The 22,702-nt window shown below is 50.7% G+C and carries 21 protein-coding genes; 12 read left to right on the top strand and 9 right to left on the bottom strand.

The window, feature by feature from the left end; all coding sequences use genetic code 11:
* Positions 1 to 4 precede the first annotated feature (4 nt).
* The gene (locus V8L71_RS10155) at positions 5 to 760 is read left to right on the top strand and encodes a HesA/MoeB/ThiF family protein (protein ID WP_336268566.1); all 756 of its coding nucleotides are present in this window, start codon (positions 5 to 7) and stop codon (positions 758 to 760) included.
* Between the two features lie 109 nt (positions 761 to 869).
* Positions 870 to 2,549 carry a methyl-accepting chemotaxis protein gene (locus V8L71_RS10150; RefSeq protein WP_336268567.1) on the top strand — a complete coding sequence of 560 codons (1,680 nt, stop codon included), beginning with the start codon at positions 870 to 872 and terminating at the stop codon, positions 2,547 to 2,549.
* Positions 2,550 to 2,622: 73 nt separating this feature from the next.
* Here the strand turns inward: V8L71_RS10150 and V8L71_RS10145 are convergent, their stop codons facing one another.
* A complete protein-coding gene (locus tag V8L71_RS10145; protein ID WP_176301955.1) occupies positions 2,623 to 3,390 on the bottom strand; it encodes a class I SAM-dependent methyltransferase in 768 nt (255 codons plus the stop codon).
* 253 nt (positions 3,391 to 3,643) lie between these two features.
* Here V8L71_RS10145 and V8L71_RS10140 point away from each other — a divergent pair, with 253 nt between their 5' ends.
* The 7 genes from V8L71_RS10140 to V8L71_RS10110 all read left to right on the top strand — a co-directional run bounded on the left by V8L71_RS10140 (position 3,644) and on the right by V8L71_RS10110 (position 10,077).
* Positions 3,644 to 4,123 (top strand): metallophosphoesterase family protein, encoded by a 480-nt coding sequence (locus tag V8L71_RS10140; RefSeq protein ID WP_336268597.1) that lies wholly within the window; start codon positions 3,644 to 3,646, stop codon positions 4,121 to 4,123.
* 143 nt (positions 4,124 to 4,266) lie between these two features.
* Entirely contained in the window at positions 4,267 to 5,055 is a 789-nt protein-coding gene (locus V8L71_RS10135) for an endonuclease/exonuclease/phosphatase family protein (protein ID WP_348534231.1), read from the top strand.
* Positions 5,046 to 6,257, top strand: coding sequence for a cardiolipin synthase ClsB (gene clsB / locus V8L71_RS10130; protein WP_176301956.1), 1,212 nt, complete (start codon positions 5,046 to 5,048; stop codon positions 6,255 to 6,257). Before V8L71_RS10135 ends, clsB begins: the two co-directional genes overlap by 10 nt.
* A gap of 5 nt (positions 6,258 to 6,262) precedes the next feature.
* Positions 6,263 to 7,243 (top strand): lysylphosphatidylglycerol synthase domain-containing protein, encoded by a 981-nt coding sequence (locus V8L71_RS10125; protein ID WP_336268568.1) that lies wholly within the window; start codon positions 6,263 to 6,265, stop codon positions 7,241 to 7,243.
* A gap of 169 nt (positions 7,244 to 7,412) precedes the next feature.
* Positions 7,413 to 8,144 (top strand): oxygen-insensitive NADPH nitroreductase, encoded by a 732-nt coding sequence (gene nfsA / locus V8L71_RS10120; protein ID WP_176301958.1) that lies wholly within the window; start codon positions 7,413 to 7,415, stop codon positions 8,142 to 8,144.
* A gap of 156 nt (positions 8,145 to 8,300) precedes the next feature.
* Positions 8,301 to 9,266, top strand: coding sequence for a zinc-binding metallopeptidase family protein (locus V8L71_RS10115; RefSeq protein WP_336268570.1), 966 nt, complete (start codon positions 8,301 to 8,303; stop codon positions 9,264 to 9,266).
* Between the two features lie 151 nt (positions 9,267 to 9,417).
* Entirely contained in the window at positions 9,418 to 10,077 is a 660-nt protein-coding gene (locus V8L71_RS10110; RefSeq protein WP_336268571.1) for a hypothetical protein, read from the top strand.
* Positions 10,078 to 10,105: 28 nt separating this feature from the next.
* Here V8L71_RS10110 and V8L71_RS10105 read toward each other — a convergent pair whose 3' ends face one another.
* The 4 genes from V8L71_RS10105 to V8L71_RS10090 are packed head-to-tail and all read right to left on the bottom strand — an operon-like array spanning position 10,106 to position 15,512.
* Complete coding sequence (locus tag V8L71_RS10105) at positions 10,106 to 10,918, bottom strand: PEP-CTERM/exosortase system-associated acyltransferase (RefSeq protein WP_336268572.1); 813 nt, start codon at positions 10,916 to 10,918, stop codon at positions 10,106 to 10,108.
* Between the two features lie 47 nt (positions 10,919 to 10,965).
* A complete protein-coding gene (locus tag V8L71_RS10100; RefSeq protein WP_336268574.1) occupies positions 10,966 to 13,815 on the bottom strand; it encodes a bifunctional diguanylate cyclase/phosphodiesterase in 2,850 nt (949 codons plus the stop codon).
* Between the two features lie 34 nt (positions 13,816 to 13,849).
* Positions 13,850 to 15,070, bottom strand: coding sequence for a hypothetical protein (locus tag V8L71_RS10095; RefSeq protein WP_336268575.1), 1,221 nt, complete (start codon positions 15,068 to 15,070; stop codon positions 13,850 to 13,852).
* Positions 15,039 to 15,512, bottom strand: a complete 474-nt coding sequence (locus V8L71_RS10090) for a hypothetical protein (RefSeq protein ID WP_336268576.1) — start codon at positions 15,510 to 15,512, stop codon at positions 15,039 to 15,041. Before V8L71_RS10090 ends, V8L71_RS10095 begins: the two co-directional genes overlap by 32 nt.
* A 430-nt stretch (positions 15,513 to 15,942) precedes the next feature.
* Here V8L71_RS10090 and V8L71_RS10085 point away from each other — a divergent pair, with 430 nt between their 5' ends.
* Complete coding sequence (locus tag V8L71_RS10085; protein WP_336268577.1) at positions 15,943 to 16,851, top strand: dihydrodipicolinate synthase family protein; 909 nt, start codon at positions 15,943 to 15,945, stop codon at positions 16,849 to 16,851.
* 57 nt (positions 16,852 to 16,908) lie between these two features.
* On the opposite strand, the gene V8L71_RS10080 is transcribed toward V8L71_RS10085, so the two are convergent.
* From V8L71_RS10080 to V8L71_RS10070, 3 genes are all read right to left on the bottom strand, one after another.
* A complete protein-coding gene (locus tag V8L71_RS10080) occupies positions 16,909 to 17,838 on the bottom strand; it encodes a glycerophosphodiester phosphodiesterase family protein (RefSeq protein ID WP_336268578.1) in 930 nt (309 codons plus the stop codon).
* Between the two features lie 86 nt (positions 17,839 to 17,924).
* On the bottom strand, positions 17,925 to 19,784 hold the full coding sequence (locus V8L71_RS10075; RefSeq protein WP_336268579.1) for an Lnb N-terminal periplasmic domain-containing protein: 1,860 nt from the start codon (positions 19,782 to 19,784) through the stop codon (positions 17,925 to 17,927).
* 57 nt (positions 19,785 to 19,841) lie between these two features.
* Positions 19,842 to 20,345: a DUF3015 family protein gene (locus tag V8L71_RS10070; RefSeq protein WP_176301966.1), complete on the bottom strand. Its 504-nt coding sequence runs from the start codon at positions 20,343 to 20,345 to the stop codon at positions 19,842 to 19,844.
* A gap of 349 nt (positions 20,346 to 20,694) precedes the next feature.
* Between V8L71_RS10070 and V8L71_RS10065 the strand changes: the two genes are divergently transcribed.
* A complete protein-coding gene (locus V8L71_RS10065; protein WP_101146319.1) occupies positions 20,695 to 21,384 on the top strand; it encodes a VIT1/CCC1 transporter family protein in 690 nt (229 codons plus the stop codon).
* Positions 21,385 to 21,451: 67 nt separating this feature from the next.
* Here V8L71_RS10065 and V8L71_RS10060 read toward each other — a convergent pair whose 3' ends face one another.
* The gene (locus tag V8L71_RS10060) at positions 21,452 to 21,832 is read right to left on the bottom strand and encodes a hypothetical protein (protein ID WP_336274059.1); all 381 of its coding nucleotides are present in this window, start codon (positions 21,830 to 21,832) and stop codon (positions 21,452 to 21,454) included.
* Between the two features lie 236 nt (positions 21,833 to 22,068).
* On the opposite strand from V8L71_RS10060, the gene V8L71_RS10055 reads away from it, so the two are divergent.
* A complete protein-coding gene (locus tag V8L71_RS10055) occupies positions 22,069 to 22,698 on the top strand; it encodes an SDR family oxidoreductase (RefSeq protein WP_336274058.1) in 630 nt (209 codons plus the stop codon).
* The last annotated feature ends 4 nt before the right edge of the window (positions 22,699 to 22,702 follow it).

Genomic DNA, 22,702 nt, shown 5'->3' with positions numbered 1-22,702 from the left:
GCCGATGATGGATGATCAGGCACTGCTGCGCTATAGCCGTCAAATCATGCTGCCCGAAGTGGATATCGAGGGCCAAGAGCACCTGCTATCTGCTCACGCCGTGATTATTGGGGCAGGTGGCTTGGGCTCACCGGCGGCGCTTTATTTAGCGGCTGCCGGGGTAGGGCGAATCACCATCGCGGATGCCGATCACGTCGAACTTTCTAATCTTCAGCGCCAAATAGCGCATCAGCAGGCAAGTGTGGGATTAAATAAAGCCCACTCTGCCCAGGCCAGCATGCAAGCGCTTAATCCGCACTGCGATGTCGTGGCGTTAGACCAGCATGTAGAAGGCGCAGCGCTTGAGCGCTTAGTGGCTTCAGCGGGCGTGGTGCTGGACTGTACCGACCGTTTTTCAAGCCGTTATGCAGTCAATGCGGCGTCACAAAAGGCTGGAGTTCCATTGATTTCCGGCGCAGCCATTCGTTTTTCAGGCCAACTGGCCGTCTTTGACCCCTGCAAGGCTGAGTGCCCTTGCTACGCCTGCCTATATCCACCCGATGACAGTGGTGACGAAGCGCTTAGTTGCGCAGAGAGTGGGGTAATGGCGCCACTGGTAGGCTTGATTGGCTGCTTTCAAGCGGTTGAAGCATTTAAGCTGCTAAGCGGCGCAGGCACTGCCCACCAGGGGTTATCCACGTTTGATGGTTTGAGCGGCCAATGGCGACATTTTCAAGTTCGCCGTGATCCCGCTTGTCGCGTGTGTGCACAGTACCGTTAAGTCTATTGTTTATTATACAAACGTCTAAAATTACCCCGGAACGTTTCAGTTGTCTTGAGCTTCGCCGATACCTAATTGAATGACTTATAAATGAAAAAGGGATCACCGGATGAAGCACCTCTCTATTAAATGGAGTCTGACTGCCGCGTTAGCCTTGCTGGTGCTGATGATTGGGTTGATCAGCGGGCTTGGGTTCTATGCGAATCACAACAGCTCTCAAGCACTTGAGGAACTGACAGCCACCAACGTAAGACTCACCAACTTAGCCAACCGCACACAAGTGCACTCATTAAGAGCGCAAACCTTCTTAGACCGCTCGGCGAGTTTTAGCACGCAAGGCAACCCCGAAAAAGGGCAGGAAAGCCTTGCCATGGCGGTAGAGGCAGTCGCTGAAGCAGAGGCACGTTTTAATGAGTTTCGTGCTGTGCCAATCAACCCTGAAGGCACTTTGGCACCACATCGTGATGCCATTATCAGCGCTTATGAAGCCTTTGTGACAGAGGGTATTTCCCCATTGCTTGAGGCCGCTCCTTTTCAAATTCAGCGCCGCCAAGAAGAGCTGGGAGCTTTAAGCGCTGAGTTTGATGCAGCCATGAGTGGATTTATTGCCTATACCGAAGGACGCGGCGCTAGTGTCCTTCAACAGGTGAACCACTTAGCCACTGTGATTGGTGTCATTGCCATTACCCTGCTAGTAATTTCACTCCTGGCGGCGGTGGTGATTAGGTGGGCAATGATGCGTAGCGTTGTAAGGCCACTACGCGACGCCAGTGCGTATTTTGCTCGGATTGCCGATGGCGATCTAACAGGGCACATAGAGGATCGTGGCCGTAATGAAATTGGCCAGTTGTTCAGTGGCCTGGCGGCTATGCAGGAGAAGTTAAAACAGCTGGTAATAGCATTACGAGGCAGCAGCGAGCGAGTCTTCAGTGGTGCGGGTGATATTTCAGCGGGAAGTCACGATCTCTCTTCGCGAACCGAACAGCAGGCTTCAGCATTACAACAAACCGCTTCCAGCATGGAGGAGATGTCGACGACGGTGAGTAAAAATGCTGAAACGGCCCAAGAGGCTGATCAGCTTTCAGTCGCAGCGTCGCAGTCTGCGGAGTCAGGTGGTGAAGAGGTAGAGCGTACGGTGCAACTAATGCGTGAGATTGCCGCTAGCGCGAGCCAAGTCAACGATATTATCGGTGTGATTGATTCTATCGCCTTCCAAACCAATATTTTGGCGCTTAATGCCTCGGTTGAAGCGGCGCGTGCCGGGGAGCAAGGTCGCGGCTTTGCTGTGGTGGCCAGCGAGGTGCGTTCATTGGCGACGCGCAGTGCCGACTCAGCCAAAGAGATTCGTAGTTTGATTGAGCAAACCACCACGAAAATTAACGGTGGTGCCGAACAAGCGGAGCGCAGTGGGCAGACTATTCATCAAACAGTGGATGCAATTCGTCAAGTCACCACATTGATGGGTGAAATTTCGACCGCGACGCGAGAGCAGAATAGTGGCATTGAACAGATCAACGCAGCACTTACTGAAATGGACTCGGGAACCCAGCAAAATGCTGCTCTCGTTCAACAAACCAGCTCCGCCGCAAGCTCTTTAGAGAGACAGGCCCGCGAACTAGCCGGTTTGATGGCTACTTTCCGCATTGATGAGAGTGCCAGTAGCAATGGTGCGCTAATTCACCATCATGTTACGCAAGAGCAGGACACTAATCAGCACATTGAAGCAACGCCACACCGGCAAACAACGCAAAGCAAAAAGGCCACCGCTGACAAATGGGATGAATTCTAGGTCTTGGTTTAAGTAAAAGCCGCCGACAGTGAACGTTTACTATCGGCGGCTTTTTTTAGATGCTTGTCAGGTTTTATGCGCGGGCTGAAACGCGTAGACGGACATAATCGGCTGTCCAGTTTCCTTGCTCATCCCGTAGGCTGTGGCCTAAAAGCGTTAAGGTATTTTCCAGCACGGCCTCTCGCACATCTTCATCAAGCCCATGTAAAAATGGGCTGGCAAACGTTTCAAGCCATCCAATCATGCCCGTAGGCAAAGGAGTGGGGCGAGGAATTAGCTCAATGCTTTCTACTTTGAAGCCTACTGTTTCCAGTATACGGCCGTATTCATGTGTAGTAGGAAAGTACCAGGGATGGCGCCCGCGCGCGCTAATGCCCCGGAACTGCAGGGCGGCAATCAGCGCGGTGCAAATGGCGGCTACGTTGCCATGGCCACCAAACTCGGCCACAAACCGGCCCCCAGGTTTCAACGCCCGCTTAACCCCTGCCAAGACAGCCTGGGGATCAAGCATCCAGTGCAGCGCCGCGTTGCTAAACACTGCGTCAAATTCGTGATCAAAGGGCAACTGATGACCATCGACCACGCGCGCGGTAATGCCACGCTGTCGTGCTGCTTCCACCATCTCTTCTGAAGCATCAATCCCTAGTACATCGGCCCCTAATTGCACTAAGCGCTCTGTCAACGCGCCATCGCCACAGCCAAGATCCAAGATGCGTTCACCAGGTTGAGGCGCTAACAGTTTGACGACTTCGCTGCCTAGCTTAGGTACAAAATTAGCATTCTGGGCGTAGCCATTGGCGTTCCACTCTTGCCTGGGTGCGTTTGGAGAAATATTGGTCATGTCGGCTTCCTGGCGTCGTTATTATTCCATCAAGGGCAGTCATATTATGATAGCCAGCATAGTATAGCTTGCTGTTGCTTAACTTATTAGATAGATAACGAAAAACTAAAACAATTACATCGCGATATTTCTGTTGATTTAAAAATATGATCTATTTGAGTAATGTTACGTAGCGTTCTATCAATAAAAGCGACGAAATTGTTACGATAATAAAGTGCAAAAAAGCGAGAAAACCGTATTAATGAACTCATCAATGCCGAGTTACAACATTGCTTCTCCCGTCGGACTTATTGCCGATACTCACGGGTTGTTGCGTGATGAAGCACTTGTCCTGCTGCAGGGGTGCGAGCTAATTTTGCACTTGGGAGACGTGGGCAGCAAAGAAGAGGACAAAGCGATCTTGGAATACCTGAAAACTCTGGCGCCGGTTCACTGCGTGCTGGGCAATATCGACACGGCTGCATGGGCGGGGAGCTTGCCAGTGCATCAGGATATTATGGTTAATGACCATCATCTGCACCTTGTTCATCGTTTAGCGGATTTTGACCCATCGACTCCTTGCGATGCCGTTCTGCACGGCCATTCTCACAAATCTCGCAACGAAACCCAGTCAGGAAAGTTGCTCTTTAATCCAGGTGCAGCGGGAAAGCGTCGGTTTAAGCTTCCCATTACGTTAGGCAAATTATGGATTGATCAACGCGGTATACGCGGGGCGATAATACATTTGTTGTAATTTGTTCTGTCGCGTTGCTCTCCAGAGATTGCCATTGGCTTCAAGAAGAGGCCAGTAAAAGGCAAGACCAAGGCTCTCCTGCTACGCTTTTCCTTGATGGGTTGCCCTACGGGCCATGTCTTGGAGCAGAAGGGGAGTGTTTGGTGAGCGCCAAGGAACAGTCTGCAACAAAGGGGACACGACTTATTACGCCTGTCGCGTCGTTACAGGTCATGACGCTCAATGTGCACAAGGGATTCAATGTATTTAATCGACGTCATATCCTGCCGGAGCTGCGTGAGGCGGTAACGACCCTATCCGCAGACTTAGTCTTTCTCCAGGAAGTGATAGGCGAGCACCAAAAACATGCGGTTCGCTTTCATGACTGGCCCAGCGTGCCCCAGTACGAATACCTCGCTGACACGTTATGGCCAGATTTTGCCTATGGTCGTAACGCTGTTTACCCTCATGGCGACCATGGCAACGCGCTGTTATCCCACTACCCGATACTGCAGTACGACAATAAGGATGTCTCCATTCGGGACACCGAAAAACGTGGCCTGCTCCATTGCCAACTGGATGTGCCCGGCCACAGTGGGGTGCATGCCGTTTGCGTTCATCTCGGGTTACGGCAGGGACATCGCCTAGCGCAAATGAAGCTACTGTGTGAACTGCTCGACACCTTGCCGGATGACGAGCCGGTTATTGTCGCGGGAGACTTCAATGACTGGCGGCGTCAGGCAGACCATGTGCTGACGGAATGTGGGCTGTTTGAAGCATTCGTGCACCATTATGGTCACCCAGCGAAGTCGTTTCCGGCGCGCTGGCCGCTATTGTGCCTTGATCGTATCTATGTGCGTAACGTTTCAGTGCGTAATCCCCGCGCATTGTCTCGAAAACCCTGGACTCACCTGTCTGATCACGTACCCCTCATTGCCGAGATATGCTTGTGAATTTCCAATGGACGGAGAGTAACGAAGCTGAATTGCTAATCAATGGAAGTCAGTATTTTAATAGCGTATTTGACTGCATTCGTTCGGCTCGCGAAGAAGTATTAATTGAAACCTTCATCATTTTCAATGATGAAGTAGGACAGGAGCTTAAGGAAGCTCTACTTGACGCTGCCGCTAGGCAGGTACGTATTGACGTCACGGTAGACGGCTATGGGACAGCGGATCTGGACAACGACTACATAACAGAGCTGATAGACGCTGGCATTCACCTGCATGTTTATGACCCCAAACCGCGCTTGTTCGGTATGCGTACTAACCTGTTTCGCCGTCTTCACCGAAAGATCGTCGTGGTGGATGGCGATGTGGCTTTTATCGGTGGTATCAACTTCGGCGCCGATCACCTGCCCGACAAATATGTCATGGGCAAGCAAGATTATGGCTTGCGAGTGCGGGGCCCGATTGTAATGGACATTCGTGATGCGGCTGGAGCGCTACTGGTAGAGCATCAAGCGGTACAGGGACTGCCGCAGATTCGGGCATTGCCTTCCCCCGCTGGCAGCGCCGCTATACGTCTGGCTATTCGTGATAACAGCCTTCACCGTAATGATATCGAAGAGCATTATCTCCAGGCTTTTCGTTCGGCAAAGTCACATCTAGTCATTGCTAATGCCTACTTCTTTCCCAGTTATCGTCTTTTTCATGAATTGCGAAACGCGGCGCGACGGGGCGTTAACGTCACGCTGATCTTGCAGGGTCGTCCCGATATGCCCTGGGCTAGAATGTTCTCCAGCTCGCTTTACAGCTATATGTTGCAGCAGGGCATTAGCATTTTCGAGTATACCGAGCACCCTTTACACGGAAAGATCGCGATTGTTGATCATGAATGGTCAACGGTGGGGTCAAGCAATCTCGATCCACTCAGCCTGTCACTGAACCTGGAAGCCAATCTGTTCGTTTGCGACGCTGGGCTCAACCAACAGATCCATAAACACCTATCTGAGCTTATCGAGAGCAATTGTAAAAGGATAACAACCGAAGTCGCGGAAAAAGGCCGCTGGTGGCGGGCGCCGCTTATGTTCGTGAGTTTTCATTTCCTGCGTCATTTTCCCAGGCGAATGGGATGGTTACCCGCTCATGTGGCTCGGATGGAAACGTTGGCGCCCAGGTCTCGGAAGCACAAACACAAGCGTGCAGAGGAGTGAGCCGGATGCAGTCAAACAGCAAAAAAGCGAGCGCTAAACTGCGCAATGCCTGGGGGCGTTGGCTGAAGCATGGCGTCACTTTGCTGCTCTTTATGGTGGTCGCGATCTTATTATTTTCACTGGTCCGGAACATGGACTGGCAGGCCGTCATCGAAACGCTGCGCGGCTATAGTCCTGCCCTGGTCATGATGGGGCTTGGTATTACTGCCACAAGCTTTGCCGTCTTCAGCAGTTATGATCTGCTCGGCAAGTTTTATACCGGTCATGAGCTGCCGATCAAGGAGGTGCTGCCGTTAGCCTTCGTATGCTACGCCTTTAACCTCAACCTGGGCGCCTGGGTTGGCGGCATTGCCTTGCGCTATCGGCTATACACAAAGTTTGGCTTGAAAGTGGCGACCGTGACGCGTGTGCTGAGTGTGAGCTTAACCACCAATTGGCTGGGCTATATGCTGCTTGCCGGAACGCTATTTACGCTTAGGCTGATTGAGTTGCCTGCGCACTGGCAAGTTGGCACGCTAGGGTTGCAGTTTATTGGGGCGGGTTTATTGCTTGTTTGCCTTTTCTATCTGTCAGCGTGTCGTTATTCACGGCGACGCACCTGGCTATGGCGGGGTCATGAAATCGTTCTCCCTTCGCTACGACTAGCTCTGCTCCAAATGTTGTTAGGCGCAGCTAATTGGTCCTTGATGGCCGCGCTTGTCTACCTACTGCTACCCCAGGGCGTTTTCTATCCTACTATTCTCGGTATTCTTCTTGTCAGCAGTATTGCGGGGGTGGTGACCCATATTCCCGCAGGCCTGGGTGTGCTTGAAGCTGTGTTCATCGCTTTGTTGCAACATCAAGTGTCAACGAGCGAGATTATTGCTGCTTTGATCGGCTATCGCGCGCTCTATTTTTTGTTCCCGCTGGGGCTGGCGTGCATGGTGTATCTACTGCTGGAGCGCTGGAGCAAGAAACAACAAAGAGAATCAGAGTCACGACACTAAAAAGAGGGCGCTTAAAAGGTAGCTATGGTGCAACCATCGGCAGAAGAGCGATTGGCATTCGATGCTGGCAAAAACTGGTGAGGTTTTGGCATAGCCGATAGGATAAGGGAGTTATGCTAGGTGGTTTTAGCGCTTACTAGCGACAGCCAATATGCCAAGACGAGGTACCATGAACGACGTTATTGAGTTACTTAAATCCCACCGTTCGATCCGTAAATTCAGCGACCGCCAGATCCCACGGGAATTGCTCATTGAGCTTATCAAGGCCGGGCAGGGCGCTGCTACGTCCAGCCATGTTCAAGCATATACCGTTATCCATGTTAAAAATCAGGCTAATCGCGAACAGATTGCGGAACTGGCGGGAGGGCAAGGATACATTGCGACCTGTGCCGACTTTTTAGTGTTTTGCGCCGATATGAAACGGCCTACTGAGGCATCTGAGAAGACGGGTGCGAACGTAGTGCGCGGCATGACTGAACAACTGTTAGTAGCGACGGTAGATACGGCGCTGATGGCGCAAAACGTTGCAGTGGCGGCTGAATCTGAAGGGTTGGGTATCTGCTATATCGGCGGCATACGTAATAATCCCCAAGCAATTAGTGATCTATTACGCCTACCTGAGCATGTTTATCCCGTGTTTGGTATGTGTCTTGGCTACCCGGACCATGATCCTGAAGTAAAACCGCGCCTACCAGTGGAAGCGGTTCTAAAAGAAGACTACTACACTGAAGACGGTGAGCAGGTGAAACGCTTTGATGCCACTATGCAGGCTTACTATCAAGCGCGTAGCAGCAGTAATAAAAATACCGATTGGTCGCATAATCTCAAGCCACTTTTCGATACCAAGCTGCGCCCGCATATGCGTGACTTCTTGATCAAGCGTGGCTTTGAAATGAAGTAGCCTTGAAATGAAATAGCTTGGAAAAGAAATGGCTTTGAAATGAACAGTATTGCAATGAATAAATAAGCGCAGCACTTTTTATTAGGATTTAGGAGAAGAGAAAGCTCAACAGTTTATTTGATGATCTCTTTTCCTCGTTTTCAGGAGCTCCACCGCATGCGCGTATTTGCTAACCCCGTCGGTTCCGGCTCTCTTTGGTTCGACAATCTTACGACGGCTGACGGTGTCCCCGTCGCCTATGATCCCCAGGCCCGGGCTTTTGTGCCTATGCCGCCGTTCTGTATTAATCGAGACATCATCGGTTGTAATTGGATAGCCCCCGAACAAGGCGCTTTTTGCCGCTCTTGTGCGATGACTGCGCTGGCGCCCGATCCCAGCCTTCCTAACGCGATTCCGAACTGGGCCCAAACCGAAGCGGCGAAGCGCTGGGTGCTGGATAACCTGGGCCGCTGGCACTGGTTCCGCCCCGAAGACCCAGGCGCGCCGCCGGTTTTTCATCTTCTAGCGGAAGGCAAAAAGCCCGTGCCCATGGGGCACATTGAAGGTGTCGTCACCATCAGCGTGGCCGAGGTAGATCCTGTTCTGGTGACAACACGGCGTGAGGCGTTAGAAGAGCCTTACCGCACCATGATTGGCCACATGCGCCATGAAATATCGCATATGCTTTGGTGGCGGCTTAGCCTGCGCGAAGATTTTCTTGCTGCTTTCCGGGAAATGTTTGGTGACGAGCGCCAGGATTACACCGCTGCGCTCCAACGTCACTATCAAAACGGACCGCCCCCTGATTGGAAAGAGCATTATTTAACCACTTACGCATCTGCACACCCCCATGAGGATTGGGCCGAGACGGCCGCGCATTTGCTGCATTTAACCGATATCGCCGATAGCTTTGCAGCATCCAATCTCTCTTCACCAGAGCTGCCCAGTCATCAGTGGGAGCCATATGCGGAGCCAGATGCCGATCGCTTGATTTACGTGGCAGCGGCGCTCACCGTGGGCGTTAATCATGTTAACCGCTCTATGGGCTTGCCGGACCTCTATCCCTTTGTGCTTTCTGAGAACGCTCGTCGCAAGCTGGCGTTTGTGCATGATTGGCTGCGTCGGGGCGCCCAGGGGCTTTAATATAAACTTAAATTAAGTCGTTGACGCGGCGTGGCGTGTAGAACTCACAACATTGCCTATACTGCATAAAGTATGACGAGAACCATAGCCGATAAAAACAAAGGCCGGTACACCACTTATGACACCGGCCATTAAGCATGGAGATTGACTGATGAATCTAGACCGCGCTTACCGCCTATTAGCAGCTTTCTACACAGTGATACTTATCATCGGTGTCATCGCCTTATTAGCAGGTGGCGGTACACTGCTCTCTCCCGTGTATTTGCTGGTGGGCGCATTAGCAGTAATTGGGCTGTGGGGGTACACCCTGAAGCGGCGGTTTATGAACCCGCGTATGTGGAGGCCGTTGGCGGGAATACTAGCGGTGGGTATTGTGATTCAGTTAGTCGTAATGCTCACCACACCTTTATCGAGCGTTTTATTAACCTGGATGCTTACCAGCAGTATTTTTTCCGTCATGTTGGTAATTATGCTTTTCCACTACGGGGATCGCGATCAACCTCTATGGGCGACTGAAGAAGAACACACGGCTGCCCAGCAGCTTGATGCCTTACTAACGAGTAACTCTTCCCTAACCGCTGTTACCAGTGATGGTGCTCGAGAAAATAGCGTTAAAGTGACAAAATCTAACAGTGGCTATCAAGCGAGCGTGACGCGGCGTTCGCAAGAAGGTCAAGAGCGCTTTGTAGAGCGCTTTCGATATCCCGAAACGCTAGTATTTTTCTTGGAGAAATTTACCAGCGTTACGGTTAATGATTTTAAGCGTTCGAACACTTTGGATGATCGTGGGAGCTCAACCGCCGAAGCCTAGGCTCTATGTTTATAACAGGCCTTTTTGTTTAAATGGTAAGAGAAATGCTGGCTTCTTGGGCCAGCATTTCTTCTAACTGAGGGGCGAGAGTTTGTTGTATGTGCAGATATAAGGGTAGTAACGTTTTCTTTAAACCACTTTCTGCTTTTTGCTTATCTATGTAGTAGGCGCTTCTTCTGCCATGAAAGTTAATGGTTTCTCCTACCTTGGTGAAGTGAAACCCTGTTAGCGCGAGAAGGCGAGGCAGGCTAGGTTCCATCATGGCAAACACCTGTATTTTACCTAGCTGCTTTCCTAATGAATAACCTGTAATGAATAGCCCGCTTGCTAGTAATGGGAATAGCTGCCTTTCCTCTAGGGAAAAACAGGTAATAGCGCTTGTGTTTGTTAACATGTTTTTTTCTTTTGCTTTTGTTCTGAATAGAGGGTTAACGGCAAGGCGAGAAATTTCATAGTAACTATTGATAGCCAGCTTTTCAGGATGGAATTCCGGATGTGTTAGGCTCTGACTGCCATATGCCTGTAAAGGAAGCTGGTTTAGCGGCTGAGGGCTAGAAGGCTTTGGAATGACGATTCGCACACATCCGGCCACCAGGCCGGTTCTGCAATGCTCAATCAAGCAATGAATAGAATTTTGATCATGAATATCATATTCGAGCTTGTTGTAAGGGTCAGTCGGTTCTTCATATTGCAGCTCTTCGCAGTAAACCTCATGCCTTAAACGGTAAACTTTATGCTTTTCCTGCTCAGTGATACACAGTTTAAATTTAAATTCTTGAATAAACCTTTCCAGTAATGCTGAAGGTGCTTCCCTATTTGTTGCTATACGAGGTGAAGACATCACGCGCTATCCTTTTCAGTCCAAGAATGAAATTTAAACTGCTTCTATTATAAGTAACTGATTCCAAAAAATTCTTCGGTAAGTTTGGTGGGCTTACCTAAATGGTACCCTTGCCCATATGTTATTCCATAGCCTTTTAATATGGGCAACAATGCTTCTTGGTCAACGAACTCAGCAATAGTTTGCTTACCAAAGCCTTTGGCTATATCCGCTATAGCGCGAACGATAACGCGGCTGTCGGGGCTAATTAACAAACTGCGAATAAAAGAGCCGTCTATCTTAATGTAATCAACGGGTAGCTGCCCAAGGTAGTGAAAGCTACTAAAACCAACACCAAAATCATCCAGAGCGGTGCGGCACCCTAGGCTGCGCACGGCTTTTAATACACCACGTGCAGCAGAAAAATCGGTAACCGCTGCGGTCTCTGTCACTTCCAATATTAAATGGTGAGGGTCAGCGCCGCTGGCGGTTATTTCCTCGGCTAAATATTGCTTTAGCCCCTCATCATGCAAGGACTGGCCGGAAAGGTTAACTGCAAACGTAATGCCTCGATCTTGAAGTTGGCTGAGGGCTTTTAAGCTGTGCCGCACTACCCAACGATCAATCAACACGATTTGACCGCTCTGTTCGGCGATAGGAATAAAGTGTGCGGGAGAAACTAAGCTGCCATCTGCGTTGCGCATTCGCAGCAGTACTTCGTAATGTTTTATGTCTTGATCTTCTAGCCTAATGATAGGTTGAACCATTAGCTCAAAGCTGTCTTCTTCCAGCGCACTGCGTATCCGCTCAACCCAGTAAACGCGATCCTGCAGCTCATCTTTGGCATTTTCAGCTTTAGAAAGAAGGTGCCAGTGCTGAAGGCCACTCTCCTTCGCTTTGTACATAGCCACATCGGCGCTCGCCATTAGATCGGCAGGCGTATTGCCATGGGTGGGAAACAGCGCAATACCAATACTCGCCGTGACCCGATGCCGCCGCTCTCCGACTACAAAGCCGATACCGTCTAGCAGCTGAACGATATATTGCGCGACGGTTACTGCTTGGTCGGCATTGGTATCTTCGAGTAGCAGCGAAAATTCGTCTCCCCCTAAGCGGGCGATGACGCCACGGCGGCCTAGCTTATGGAACAGTGTATCGGCCACTTCACGCAATAGTTTGTCGCCCACGTGGTGGCCGCTTAGCTCGTTAACCTCCTTGAACTGATCTAAGTCCAGCAGCAGTACCGCCCCTTTTGCAGTGGCAGAGCGCTCAATGGCGATTTGCAGCGCATGTTGGAAGTAGCGCCGGTTGTATAGCTCGGTCAGCGGGTCTCGCTCGGCAAGCCAGGTTAGCCGCGCTTCGGCGGCCTTGCGTTCAGTGATATCAAGGCCAACGGAAATACGCGATACCGGTTCCTCATTACCTGTATGCAAAGGCGCATGATACCAAGCGATAGTGTGGAGATGATGATCGGGGGTGCGCAGTGTTTTCTCTTCTTGTTGAGGAAGATCAACGGTATTTGCTGTGGTAAAGACGCCAGCCTCGAAGACATCTACAAAATTGCGCCCAAGCAGGGAAGCCCCTGTTATTCCCAACATCAATTGAGTGTACTCATTGACGAGGCTGATGCGTCCTGCGCTGTCTTGGGCAACGATAAATACTTGGGCTGTATCCAGTAAGCTATTGACGAAATCACGCTCTTGGGCCAGTTCATCAATACGCTCAGCTAATTGGCTACCGCGCTCTTGTACTTCGCTTTCCAACCTTTCGAGTTGATGAGAAAGCTCAAGCGTGGTGACTTCGAGTATATCTATCTCGTCTGCAATGCGATGGCGATGATTGGGAAGGGCGGAGCGTATATCGCTAAATTGCCCACTCGCCAGTATGGGTAGCAAGCCAGCGACTCTACGCAGCCGTGCCATAGGGCCAAGCAGTATGACGAGCAGGAGTAATTCAGCGGCAATCCAGCCAAGCACACCAACGAACAATAGGGTGCGTGTATCGTTATTGATGGCATTAATTTGGCTGGTAATATCCGATATCAGCAGGAAGTAACCATTATCGTTGCGCTCACTGCTCTCCACCATGCGTGCGGCGCTAAGCTCCAAATGCCTGCCAGTATGCTCAAAGTGTAACGGTGCCTCTATCAAACGCTCCACTGGCGCGGTTTCTGCTGCTCGCTGCAACGGTGCTAGGCTTTGTTCTTCACTGGTCAGTGCGAGCAGATACCCATTCCATGCCTTCAGTTGTCGTTGAGCCATTACATTACGGCCTTCACTGTCTTCAATAGCGCCTTTGACCAGTAACGCGATTTCGCTGCCAGAGACTTCTTTCGCCTGCCGAGTGACATCCGCTAATGAGCGGGACAGCACGACCATGCCGACACTTTCGCCATCTACCAGTACCGGCACTGCAGCAAATTGTTGGCAACTAGCGGCACAGCGAAGCGTGGTTAGTGGCCGTTCGGTATTCATGACTCGTTGCACCCAACTGAGTATGGGTAGCTGCGCTTCTGAATTGCCGGAGCCCCATGTGCCTAAGACTTGGCCACGCGTATTAATGATTAGGATTTCATCGATTCCCGCCTCAAGCTGGAGTGCAGGCCACTGGGAATCCAGCGCTTGCTCCACCTCAATAGTATTACCTGCTTGTAAAGGTGGGCCTAAGCTTGCTGAAGCAGCGGTCAATCCGGCTAATTGACGTAAATTCTCGGAGGAACGCGTTAACGCTAAATGAATTTCACGCTGTTGACGTTCATGGTGTTGGCTTCGGCTTTCCTGAAACTGGCGGGTGAGATTTTCGTGGCCCAGCCAAGTAAATAGGCTAACTAATACTAAAAGCAGTAAGCTACTCAACGCGATAACACGCCAAGTCAGGCTAAGGCGCTGAGGGGTTCGAAAAAGGGCGGGTGTTTTCATCGCGATAGCATCCTAGCCAGAATCGAGTAACCCATCAAAAACGCAGTGATAACTGGAACAACCACATGTTCCAGCGTCGGCTGGTGGCTGATGAATCCGGGTTGTCCTGAAGGGGCAGCCAGCCAGTACCATCCACATGATGATATTCGCCTGCCAGCATTACCTGAGGGTGCGGCGTCCATTGCAAACCAAAGGTTAAATCATCTGCATACTGAGAGTGAGCAGGCCCCAGGCCATTAGCCTCAAAGGCTTTGCCTGACGCATCATCACGATTACTGACCAAACTGTCATAACGGATTAGCCACTGCCAATCGTCATAAAAGCGCCGCGTATACTGCACATACCAACTTTCACCGGTCGTATCAAAATTTAAAGCCGGTTGATTGAAGTTTTTTAACCCTGAGTGGCGCAGTGCATACTCAGCCGTTAGACTCCAGAGTTCTTGATTATACTGCAACGAAAATACCCAGGGCCTAAAGTAAAAGTCTCCATCACTCACGTTTGGGGAGTGGGTATCTATTTGGGATCTGACATGGGCATGGCTTAGAGCCGCAACGATACGTCCTGCATCATGCTCATAGCGTACTTGTGCAATGCCAGACTGCTGTGGATCGAAAGAGCCCCGGATACGATGCAACTGAAGCGTCTGGTTTAAGCCACCGTCAGCCTGGGGTGTCCCTAAACCAAGCTGACCTCTTATAACGCCGTTATCCAATCGCTCTTCCAGGTAGAGCGTTAGTCCATCCCCTGTTAGAGCCAGTGAGCGGGTGCGGTCAAAATAAAGTGATTGGGGTAACAGTATGCTAGGGCGTGTAAATGCCACATCGCGTGTTTGATTGTAGAACCCAAACGGGTTTTTAATCCTGCCTAGCTGAATACCAAAGGTGCGCTGCTGGTCGGAAACTATTTGGTAATCAATAAGGCCATAGTCAAGCTCTGGATAAGCATCACTACTTTCGCCACCTGCACGGCGGCTTAGCATTTGTGCGGCAAGTAACACATCCTGATGAGGGCGTAATGAAACGTTGAGACCGATTTCGGTGAACTCGAAACTACCTTCATCTTGGCTGCTGGGGCCAAAAAAGTCGTTATCATCAGTAACGACTAACGCCTGACTAAGAAAGCCATGCATCTGCAGAGTATCCCTAACGTTTTCATCGCTACGGGCTTGGGTAGAAGCTCCTAATATAACAACGCCTAACAGAGCGGCAACAGCACGGTATTCACTCCATTGAGATAACTTGGATACTATCATCCAGATACTCCCTTTCTAGGTAGCCAATGGCGCCGGGTGTCGTGGCAACGTGCTCGCGCATCTCTGCCTGATCAGCGACGCGGTCAGGGGCTTGGCCGGTTCCCGAGAAGACCATGCGATCCCAGGCTAACTGAAGCTGGTGCGGATATACCGCTAATTGCTCTTTGGTGAAGCGAGCATGTACGGGATCACTGTTATTTAAAACGAAGACCCTGACAGCTTGGCCATCCGGCCATGTGCGTTGACGCATCGCAAAAATCGCGCGGGTAGTATCACGATTCAACCAGCGGGTGGAGACGTCAGGATGGGCGACTAAAAAAAGAGGGGTCTCCCGAGCGATGGCATTTGTGCAGGTGAAAGTGAACATCACCAGCAAAACGAGGGTGACCACTGCCAGTAACGCCAATCGCATTAGAGCACCGCTCAAAACAGGAGGAGGCATGGGCGGTATCTTACTGGTTGATTGATGAACGCCAGGTTCATGCACGATGCAGTTCTATATTGGACTTTATCTGTGTATGAGTTGATGACGCGTTCTCCCTCGCAGTCTATCGGCATTGCTTTTTATCTTCAGTGCCCTTTGATTAGCTAAGGGATAAGCACCAAAAAACTGTGCCGTAACGATACGGCATATACACAAACACTACATCAAATTAAAAAAAATAACAGGTAGTTATGTTGAAGAAGAGTGAGGGCTCTTGGTGGCAGTTGTTTTTTAATTTTTGTTCATTTAATTTTGTCAATTTAGATTGACTTATGCTTCGCGGCGCTCATGAGAGCTTGAGCTTAATGGTTAAGCGTCTGTGCGATACACATTTCATTTTAAGGCTATTTGAAAATTCCCCTCTGCCATCCTAAAAGGATCATCCGCCATGTTCACCGGCCTGAGTGCATTTCCGCTAACCCCCATGAACGAACAGGGCGTCCAAGAGCGTGAGTTTATTCGCTTAGTGAAGCACTTGGCCGCGGCAGGTGTGGACTCCATTGGTGTGCTGGGGTCGACCGGCAACTACGCCTATTTAAGCGTTGAAGAGCGAGCCCGCGTGGCTAACCTCAGTATCGAAAACGCCGGAGGCGTGCCTGTTGTCGTAGGCATAGGCGCATTGCGTACTCGCGATGTGCTGGCTAATGCGGAATGTGCCCAGCAAGCCGGTGCCAGTGGGGTATTGCTGGCGCCGGTGTCTTATCAAAAGCTGACCGACGATGAAGTGTACGAGCTCTATGCAACCGTCAGCCGTTCGCTGAGTGTTCCGCTATGCGTGTATGACAATCCTGGCACCACCCATTTTGATTTCAGCGATGAGCTGCACGGACGTATCGCTCAGTTGCCACAGGTTCGCTCTATCAAGATCCCGCCTGTGGTGAATGATATTGAGAAAGCGCGTGAGCGTGTGGCGCGGCTGCGCGCACTCATTCCTTCAGAGGTCACCATTGGTATCAGTGGGGATCCGGCCGCCGCTACAGGGCTAAGCGCTGGCTGTGATGCGTGGTACTCCGTTATTGGCGGGCTCTATCCCCACACAGCACTGGCGCTGACCCGGGCTGCTCAAGCGGGAGATACCCAGCAGGTTAATGCGCTTTCCAGTGCGCTTGAGCCGTTATGGGCGCTTTATCGTGAATATGGTGGCAGCTTGCGGGTAGCGGCCACCATTGCAGAGGTAACCGGTAAGGTCAGCCAACCCTGCTTGCCTCAACCGCTTAAAGCGCTACAAGGGGATGACCGTAAACGAGTGGAACAGGTAGTGGCGCAGCTCGACCTGGCCACTGACTTCAGGGCGTAAAGCGATTCACCAAAAACGCCCAGCCAGGGCTGGGCGTACTGAGTGCTTATAAGCGGCTTACTCTACGAGTTCGAGCAGACGATCAGGATAGTTGGTGAAAAGACCGTTGACGCCCATTTCCATCAAACGCTCCATCTCATCGGCTTCATTGATGGTGTAGACATGTACCGGCAGGCCGTTATCGTTCGCCTGACGGATGAAGTCAGCGTCAATCACTTCCTCACCTTCGTAAATGAAATTGGTGCCCAGTCCGACTGCATAATCCGCCACTGCCTGGAAGTCCTCATCGGTGATCTCTTCTGGCCCCGGCGTCACGTCCGTCCACTCCACCAATCGCCCATCCTCCTCTTCGCTGGGGTAATACCAGACCAGTTGAATAAGCGGGATGTTCTCGTTTAATTCGTGCACTTTTAGCAAACTATCTTGCTCAAACGATTGCACCAGAACGCGACCCCTCTCGATCAAATCGTGCTCTTCGAGTAGTGCTACCAATGCCTCTTCCAGGCCGGGATTCAACTGCGGCGACTTGGTTTCTATGTAGTAGCGTGCATCGTGCCCAAAGTGCGCCAATAACTCCTCAAGGGTAAGTATCTGCGCACCTTCAAAGGCAGTATCGGCACTGTCAGGGTTTTGCTCGTTGAACCACGTGCCAGTATCCAGTGCTTTCAGTTCTTCCAGCGTGTAATCATTGATCTCGCCTTCGCCGTCACTGGTGCGGCCAATAGTGTCGTCATGAAACACCACCACCTCACCGTCCGAGGTGATTTGCGCGTCCAGTTCCAGGTAATCGACACCCCACTCTTGAGCCAGTTCGTAGGCCGCCATCGTACTTTCCGGCGCATGGCCGCTGGCGCCGCGGTGGGCAATGACCTGGAATGACTGCAGATCTTTTATCTGCTGTTCCAACGGCGATGTTTCGGCCAGCACGGTGGTAGCAGCAGCGAAAAGGCCCAGGGAAATTGACGTAACCAGTAAACGGCGTTGCATGGGAATTCCTTAATTGAATGTTCGTTCAATAAGCGTACATCCCCTGAAGCGTTAAAGCCAAAAGAGGGAAACTGTTCAGTGTTTACTCAAAAGTAACGGGATAGACCAATACTCGCTTCGTTAGCGGAATAGTCATGCTGAAATTCAAACCGCATGTCCCAATCAGTGGATAGGGCAAAACGATGCTGTAATTGCCACTCTGTTCGTTGGCGATCGCTGTAACCCATATTACTACGATGTGATAACTGAATGTGGGTGCGTTGGCTTGGCGACCAACTACTCACTACGCCCGCCTTCACCATCGGTACCGCCATGCCATCGTAATGCCGCTGTGTTCGCAATTGCGCACCTGCTAAAAAATAAGGTAAATGTGGCCCCAATGACCATGATTTACCGGCTAGCACATTAGCAACACCATCAAAGCAGCGCCGACAACTTAGCCGGTTCCTCTCAATGCCCGCAGATATTTGCCATGCCGTTTGTGGCAGGGTAGGGAGCGCTATGGCATTAGTATGTAAATTGGTAACGTTAAAAAGATCCAAGCGGTTTAACGATACACCTTGATCATCGGCATTAATTTCTACAGTAGCAATTTCAACAGCCGAATTGGGCATACGAGCTTGATTGGTATCGAGCAAATCGTACTGAAGAGGTCGAAACCTTAGACGAGCGCTATTAGTAGAGTAGCTATTATGAACCCCACTGAAACCTACCAATGAGGGCGCTGCTACTTCATGTATTGCAGGCGATGTTTCATAGTTCACTTCGGCATGGCCGGTAGGAAGGCGTAACCGTGCTTGAAGCAGTTGACGCTCTATTTCCGGCAATTGCTTTGTATCGCCCGTTTGGCGCAAAAAAGAGACATGACTGAGCAGCGTATCCAAGACATCACTACGCTGCACTGCTGATAACTCAGAAAACGACTGCGCCTCCATTCTTAAATCATTTTCGGAAGGCCATACGGCGTTAGCTGCACGTTGCTGATCACTATTTAGGGCATTGAAAGAGCGTTGGGTAATAAGCCTTCTTGAAGGTATTTGGCGCGTTTTGACTAATAAAGGGCTGCCATGATGCGTGGTGTTGCTCAAAGCCCTTAATAGATCCTCAGGCGCTACCCATGGCGAAAAGCCAGGTGTAAGATCATCCTCTACTACCAGCTCCAGGGTTCTAGCAATTCGGGAAGCACAGTTTTGCGATAAAAATAAGTACTCGTAGTCTTTGCCAATAATCTCAAATAAGTGGGCGGTTAATAGGGATACTTCTTCCTCTGTAAAGCCTAATTGGTAATGCCATAAGTCGCGCATTTCTCGTTCAGAATAAAGCGTGGTATTGCGATAGAACGAAGCATTTGAAAACTGCGCGTCGTAGCCGCCCAAAAGGCCCTTCGCCATGTAGGTAATCAACCCTTCGTCATTGGGTACATCAGCACCAAAATTTAAGCTGGTGTCTAGCAGATACTGCGCATTAGATGATGAGCTTTGCGTTTCTGGCACGGAAGAGTGAAGCATTACATGGCCAAAAAATGAGGCTGGATTACCCAGATAGCCCGTTGCAAACATCAGGCCTATTTCAGAGCCCTGATGCTGTTCTTGCCATTCATTAAATTGGGAGCAATTAGTGTCGGGCCACTGCTCACCAGTTTTAGCTGACAACCACATTGCTCGTGCCGGGAAGCGGCAACTTGCGTGACTGCCGGTTGCCTCAGGTGGCTTGCGTAAGGCGGCAAGCGTCGCAACGAGTTCCGCCTGGGGGTCATAACGTCCATTTTCGGCAAGGAAAAAAGCGCTGTCGATAACGGCACTTCTAGGGGGAGAGAAAGGGGTTTTACGGTCAAAGTGCAGCAGTGATAGCCACTGTGAGTCTTGAGAAAGGGTCGCGACATTTGCGTGAACAAAGGTGGACGATAGTGAGCAAAATAAAAGAATCGTCAGCCAAAGCCGCCGCATGCGAAATATATCCTTTAGAAAGCGAAGTGGGCTGACTGGGCCAGCCCACGTATGGCATTAGCTAGCTGAACAGTTGGCAGCCGCTTGATTTAAGCTAGTGTAAAAGCTGTAGGCTTTGTCATTATGGCTCATAGAGGAGTAGCTAGAGTCGGCGCTTACAGCGCTCAAGTCGCTACGTAGCTGAGAAATGCTAGTAGCATCGCCAGCGTCACAACCTACCAGTCCGAGTGCAGCGGCTAAGTGGTTACCTTCTCCCATGGCTGCTTCCATCGCGAGTTGGTCGTACGTCTCATCGATGAACTGAGCTACTTTGATCTCTTCGCCTTCACAAGAACCAGGTGAAATAGTTGCTGAAGTCACGGCAGTGGTGCCTGAGTCCCAAATAACGTTTGAGATCGCTGCAGCGGTAGTGTTGTCATCAAAAATAGCAGCGCCGATGCCGCAATGTTGCCAAGGATTGATTTCGCCTTGATGATCATTAGCAAAAGTGGTCGCGCTTAATGTAAGTGCAGTTGTCGCACCTAACAGTGCAATAGAGGCGGTAATAGAACGTTTCAACATGAGATTCCCTAATGATTTTTTTGTCGGTTAGAATTTTTATCTAGAGGTACCGACAAGCCTCAAGATTTGTACATACGTTTGAGGCGAGCTGTTCGCTAAATATTCTTAATTCTACCATTAGTCGCATGCTTTTTTTGTAAGTTATAACTGACAGCTTTGTAAGCAATTACTTACGTTCTTGTAGGTTATTGCTTACAGGGTGGGCGTAATAACTAATAGATTTCTTGCTGCAAAGCGTAAATGCAAAAATTGCTAATCGGTCGTTTTCATAAAAGACCTGCTAGGCTCTGAAGGAGCCCAGTGTATTTAAAACCCAGTCCCGCGACTCAACAACGATGGAAATAAACCCATGATCCATACAGAGCATCATCGCTCTCACCGGTCCGGCTGGTTGCGCGCTGCAGTGCTCGGCGCCAATGACGGCATTGTGTCTACCAGTAGCCTCATTCTCGGTGTTGCAGCGGCCAGCACTGCGCAGAGTGAGATCATGCTGGCAGGCGTTGCTGGCCTGGTGGCTGGCGCTATGTCGATGGCGGCGGGGGAGTATGTGTCGGTGAGCTCGCAATCCGACACCGAGCACGCCGACCTCAACATTGAGCGTAAAGCACTGGCTGAACATTACGAACTTGAGCAGGAAGAACTTGCCGACATATATGTCACTCGTGGCTTAGAGCCTGAATTGGCACGTCAAGTTGCTGAGCAATTAATGACGAACGACGCTCTCGGCGCTCATGCAAGAGATGAGATTGGCATCACCGATACTGGTCAGGCTCGCCCGCTTCAAGCAGCCCTCTCATCAGCAGCGACCTTTACCGCTGGCGCGCTGTTGCCACTGTTGGTTGCCTGGTGGGCACCATCATCATTATTAACTCCTTTGGTAGCGCTGTTTTCGTTGCTCTTCCTGGCTTTGTTGGGCGCTGTTGCGGCTCGAGTCGGCGGGGCACCTATTTTTAAAGCTGCAGCAAGAGTGATGTTTTGGGGCGCGCTCGCAATGGCGCTAACCTCTGCCATCGGTCGTGTATTTGGAGTCGTGGCTTGAATGCGTGAGCGCCGAATTTAGCGTTCGTATCGAAGAGCTGGCAATTATTGATGCCGGAGTGCTTGGATCAGACTTCAGCATTGCTGCGGCCAGAAGCTTCAATAACCTCGTGGTGTATGCGTTGCTGCTGTTCAGCTGAGAGGTTTTGGTACGAACAACCAAATAGTTGTTGCGCGTATCGCTCGAAAAGATCAGCAAGGCTAGGTGGTGTTTTTTTTATCTGCTCTGCTTTCGCCAATCCCTGCTCACTTGTCAGTTTCCTATACTCATTCATGATTTGGTTGCGCATTGCATGGCAGTACTTTGCTGCTTCAAGATAACTGGCTCTGCCTGCTGAGATGTCTGCTTTAGCAGTCGAAGAAATACGCTGAATTTGCGATATATAACGTGCTCGGGTATGAGCATCGTTACTCGCATCAATACCGACACTGTGTTCTCCCTCGGTCATAGACCCCTCCTGGTAACCACTAGGCGCAAAGCGCTCACTGATTCATTATAGCTTTACCACTTCAAGTTCACGCTTAAACCATTCTGTCGGCGTCTCGCTGCCGGTTTAAAAAGCCGTTAGAGAGGCCACTAGTCCTTGTTAAAGTGCCGGTGCAGGGGAGAATTAATCAGCAATAGGTTGAATTACGCCTAGGTGCCTGCACTTATTAATAAGTAACTCATTCACAAGGAGCCGTTATGACAACGTTAGTGATTGGCGCGAACGGACAGATTGGCAAACAGTTTTGCGAACTGGCCCAAAAAGCGGGCACGCCCATCAAGGCAATGATTCGCAGTGAAGAGCAGGCAGCCTGGTTCAAAGAGCACGGCATCGATACCGTGGTAGCTGATTTAGAGGGCGAGTTTGAGCACGCCTTTGACGGCTGCGACCAAGTGGTCTTTACGGCGGGCTCAGGGCCTCACACCGGGCCAGACAAAACGCTGATGATTGATCTTTTTGGCGCCATTCGTACCGCCGATATCGCCAAGCAAAAGGGCCTTTCCCGCTACATCATGGTCAGCGCCATGCGAGCAGAAAAGCCATTGGAAGCGCCCGAGAAAATGCGCCCCTACATGGCCGCGAAATTCGCTGCTGATGCCCACCTTCGCAACAGCGGTATGCCCTACGTTATTCTTAAGCCTGGGCGTTTGACCGACGAAGCCGCCAGTCAGCAGTTTGCCAGTTCACTGGAGGAAGCAGGCGACAACCAAATCTCCCGAGCCAACGTCGCCCATGCGCTACTTCACGCTGTGCAAAAGCCCGATTTGGTCAATCAGAAGTACTTACTACTGGATGGCAAGCGCTCAATTAGCGAGATTATCCGCTAGTAAT

Origin of the sequence: Vreelandella indica (genome assembly GCF_037070225.1) — a bacterium.
Lineage (GTDB): Bacteria > Pseudomonadota > Gammaproteobacteria > Pseudomonadales > Halomonadaceae > Vreelandella > Vreelandella arctica.
This window is presented reverse-complemented; position numbering and strand designations above follow the sequence as displayed.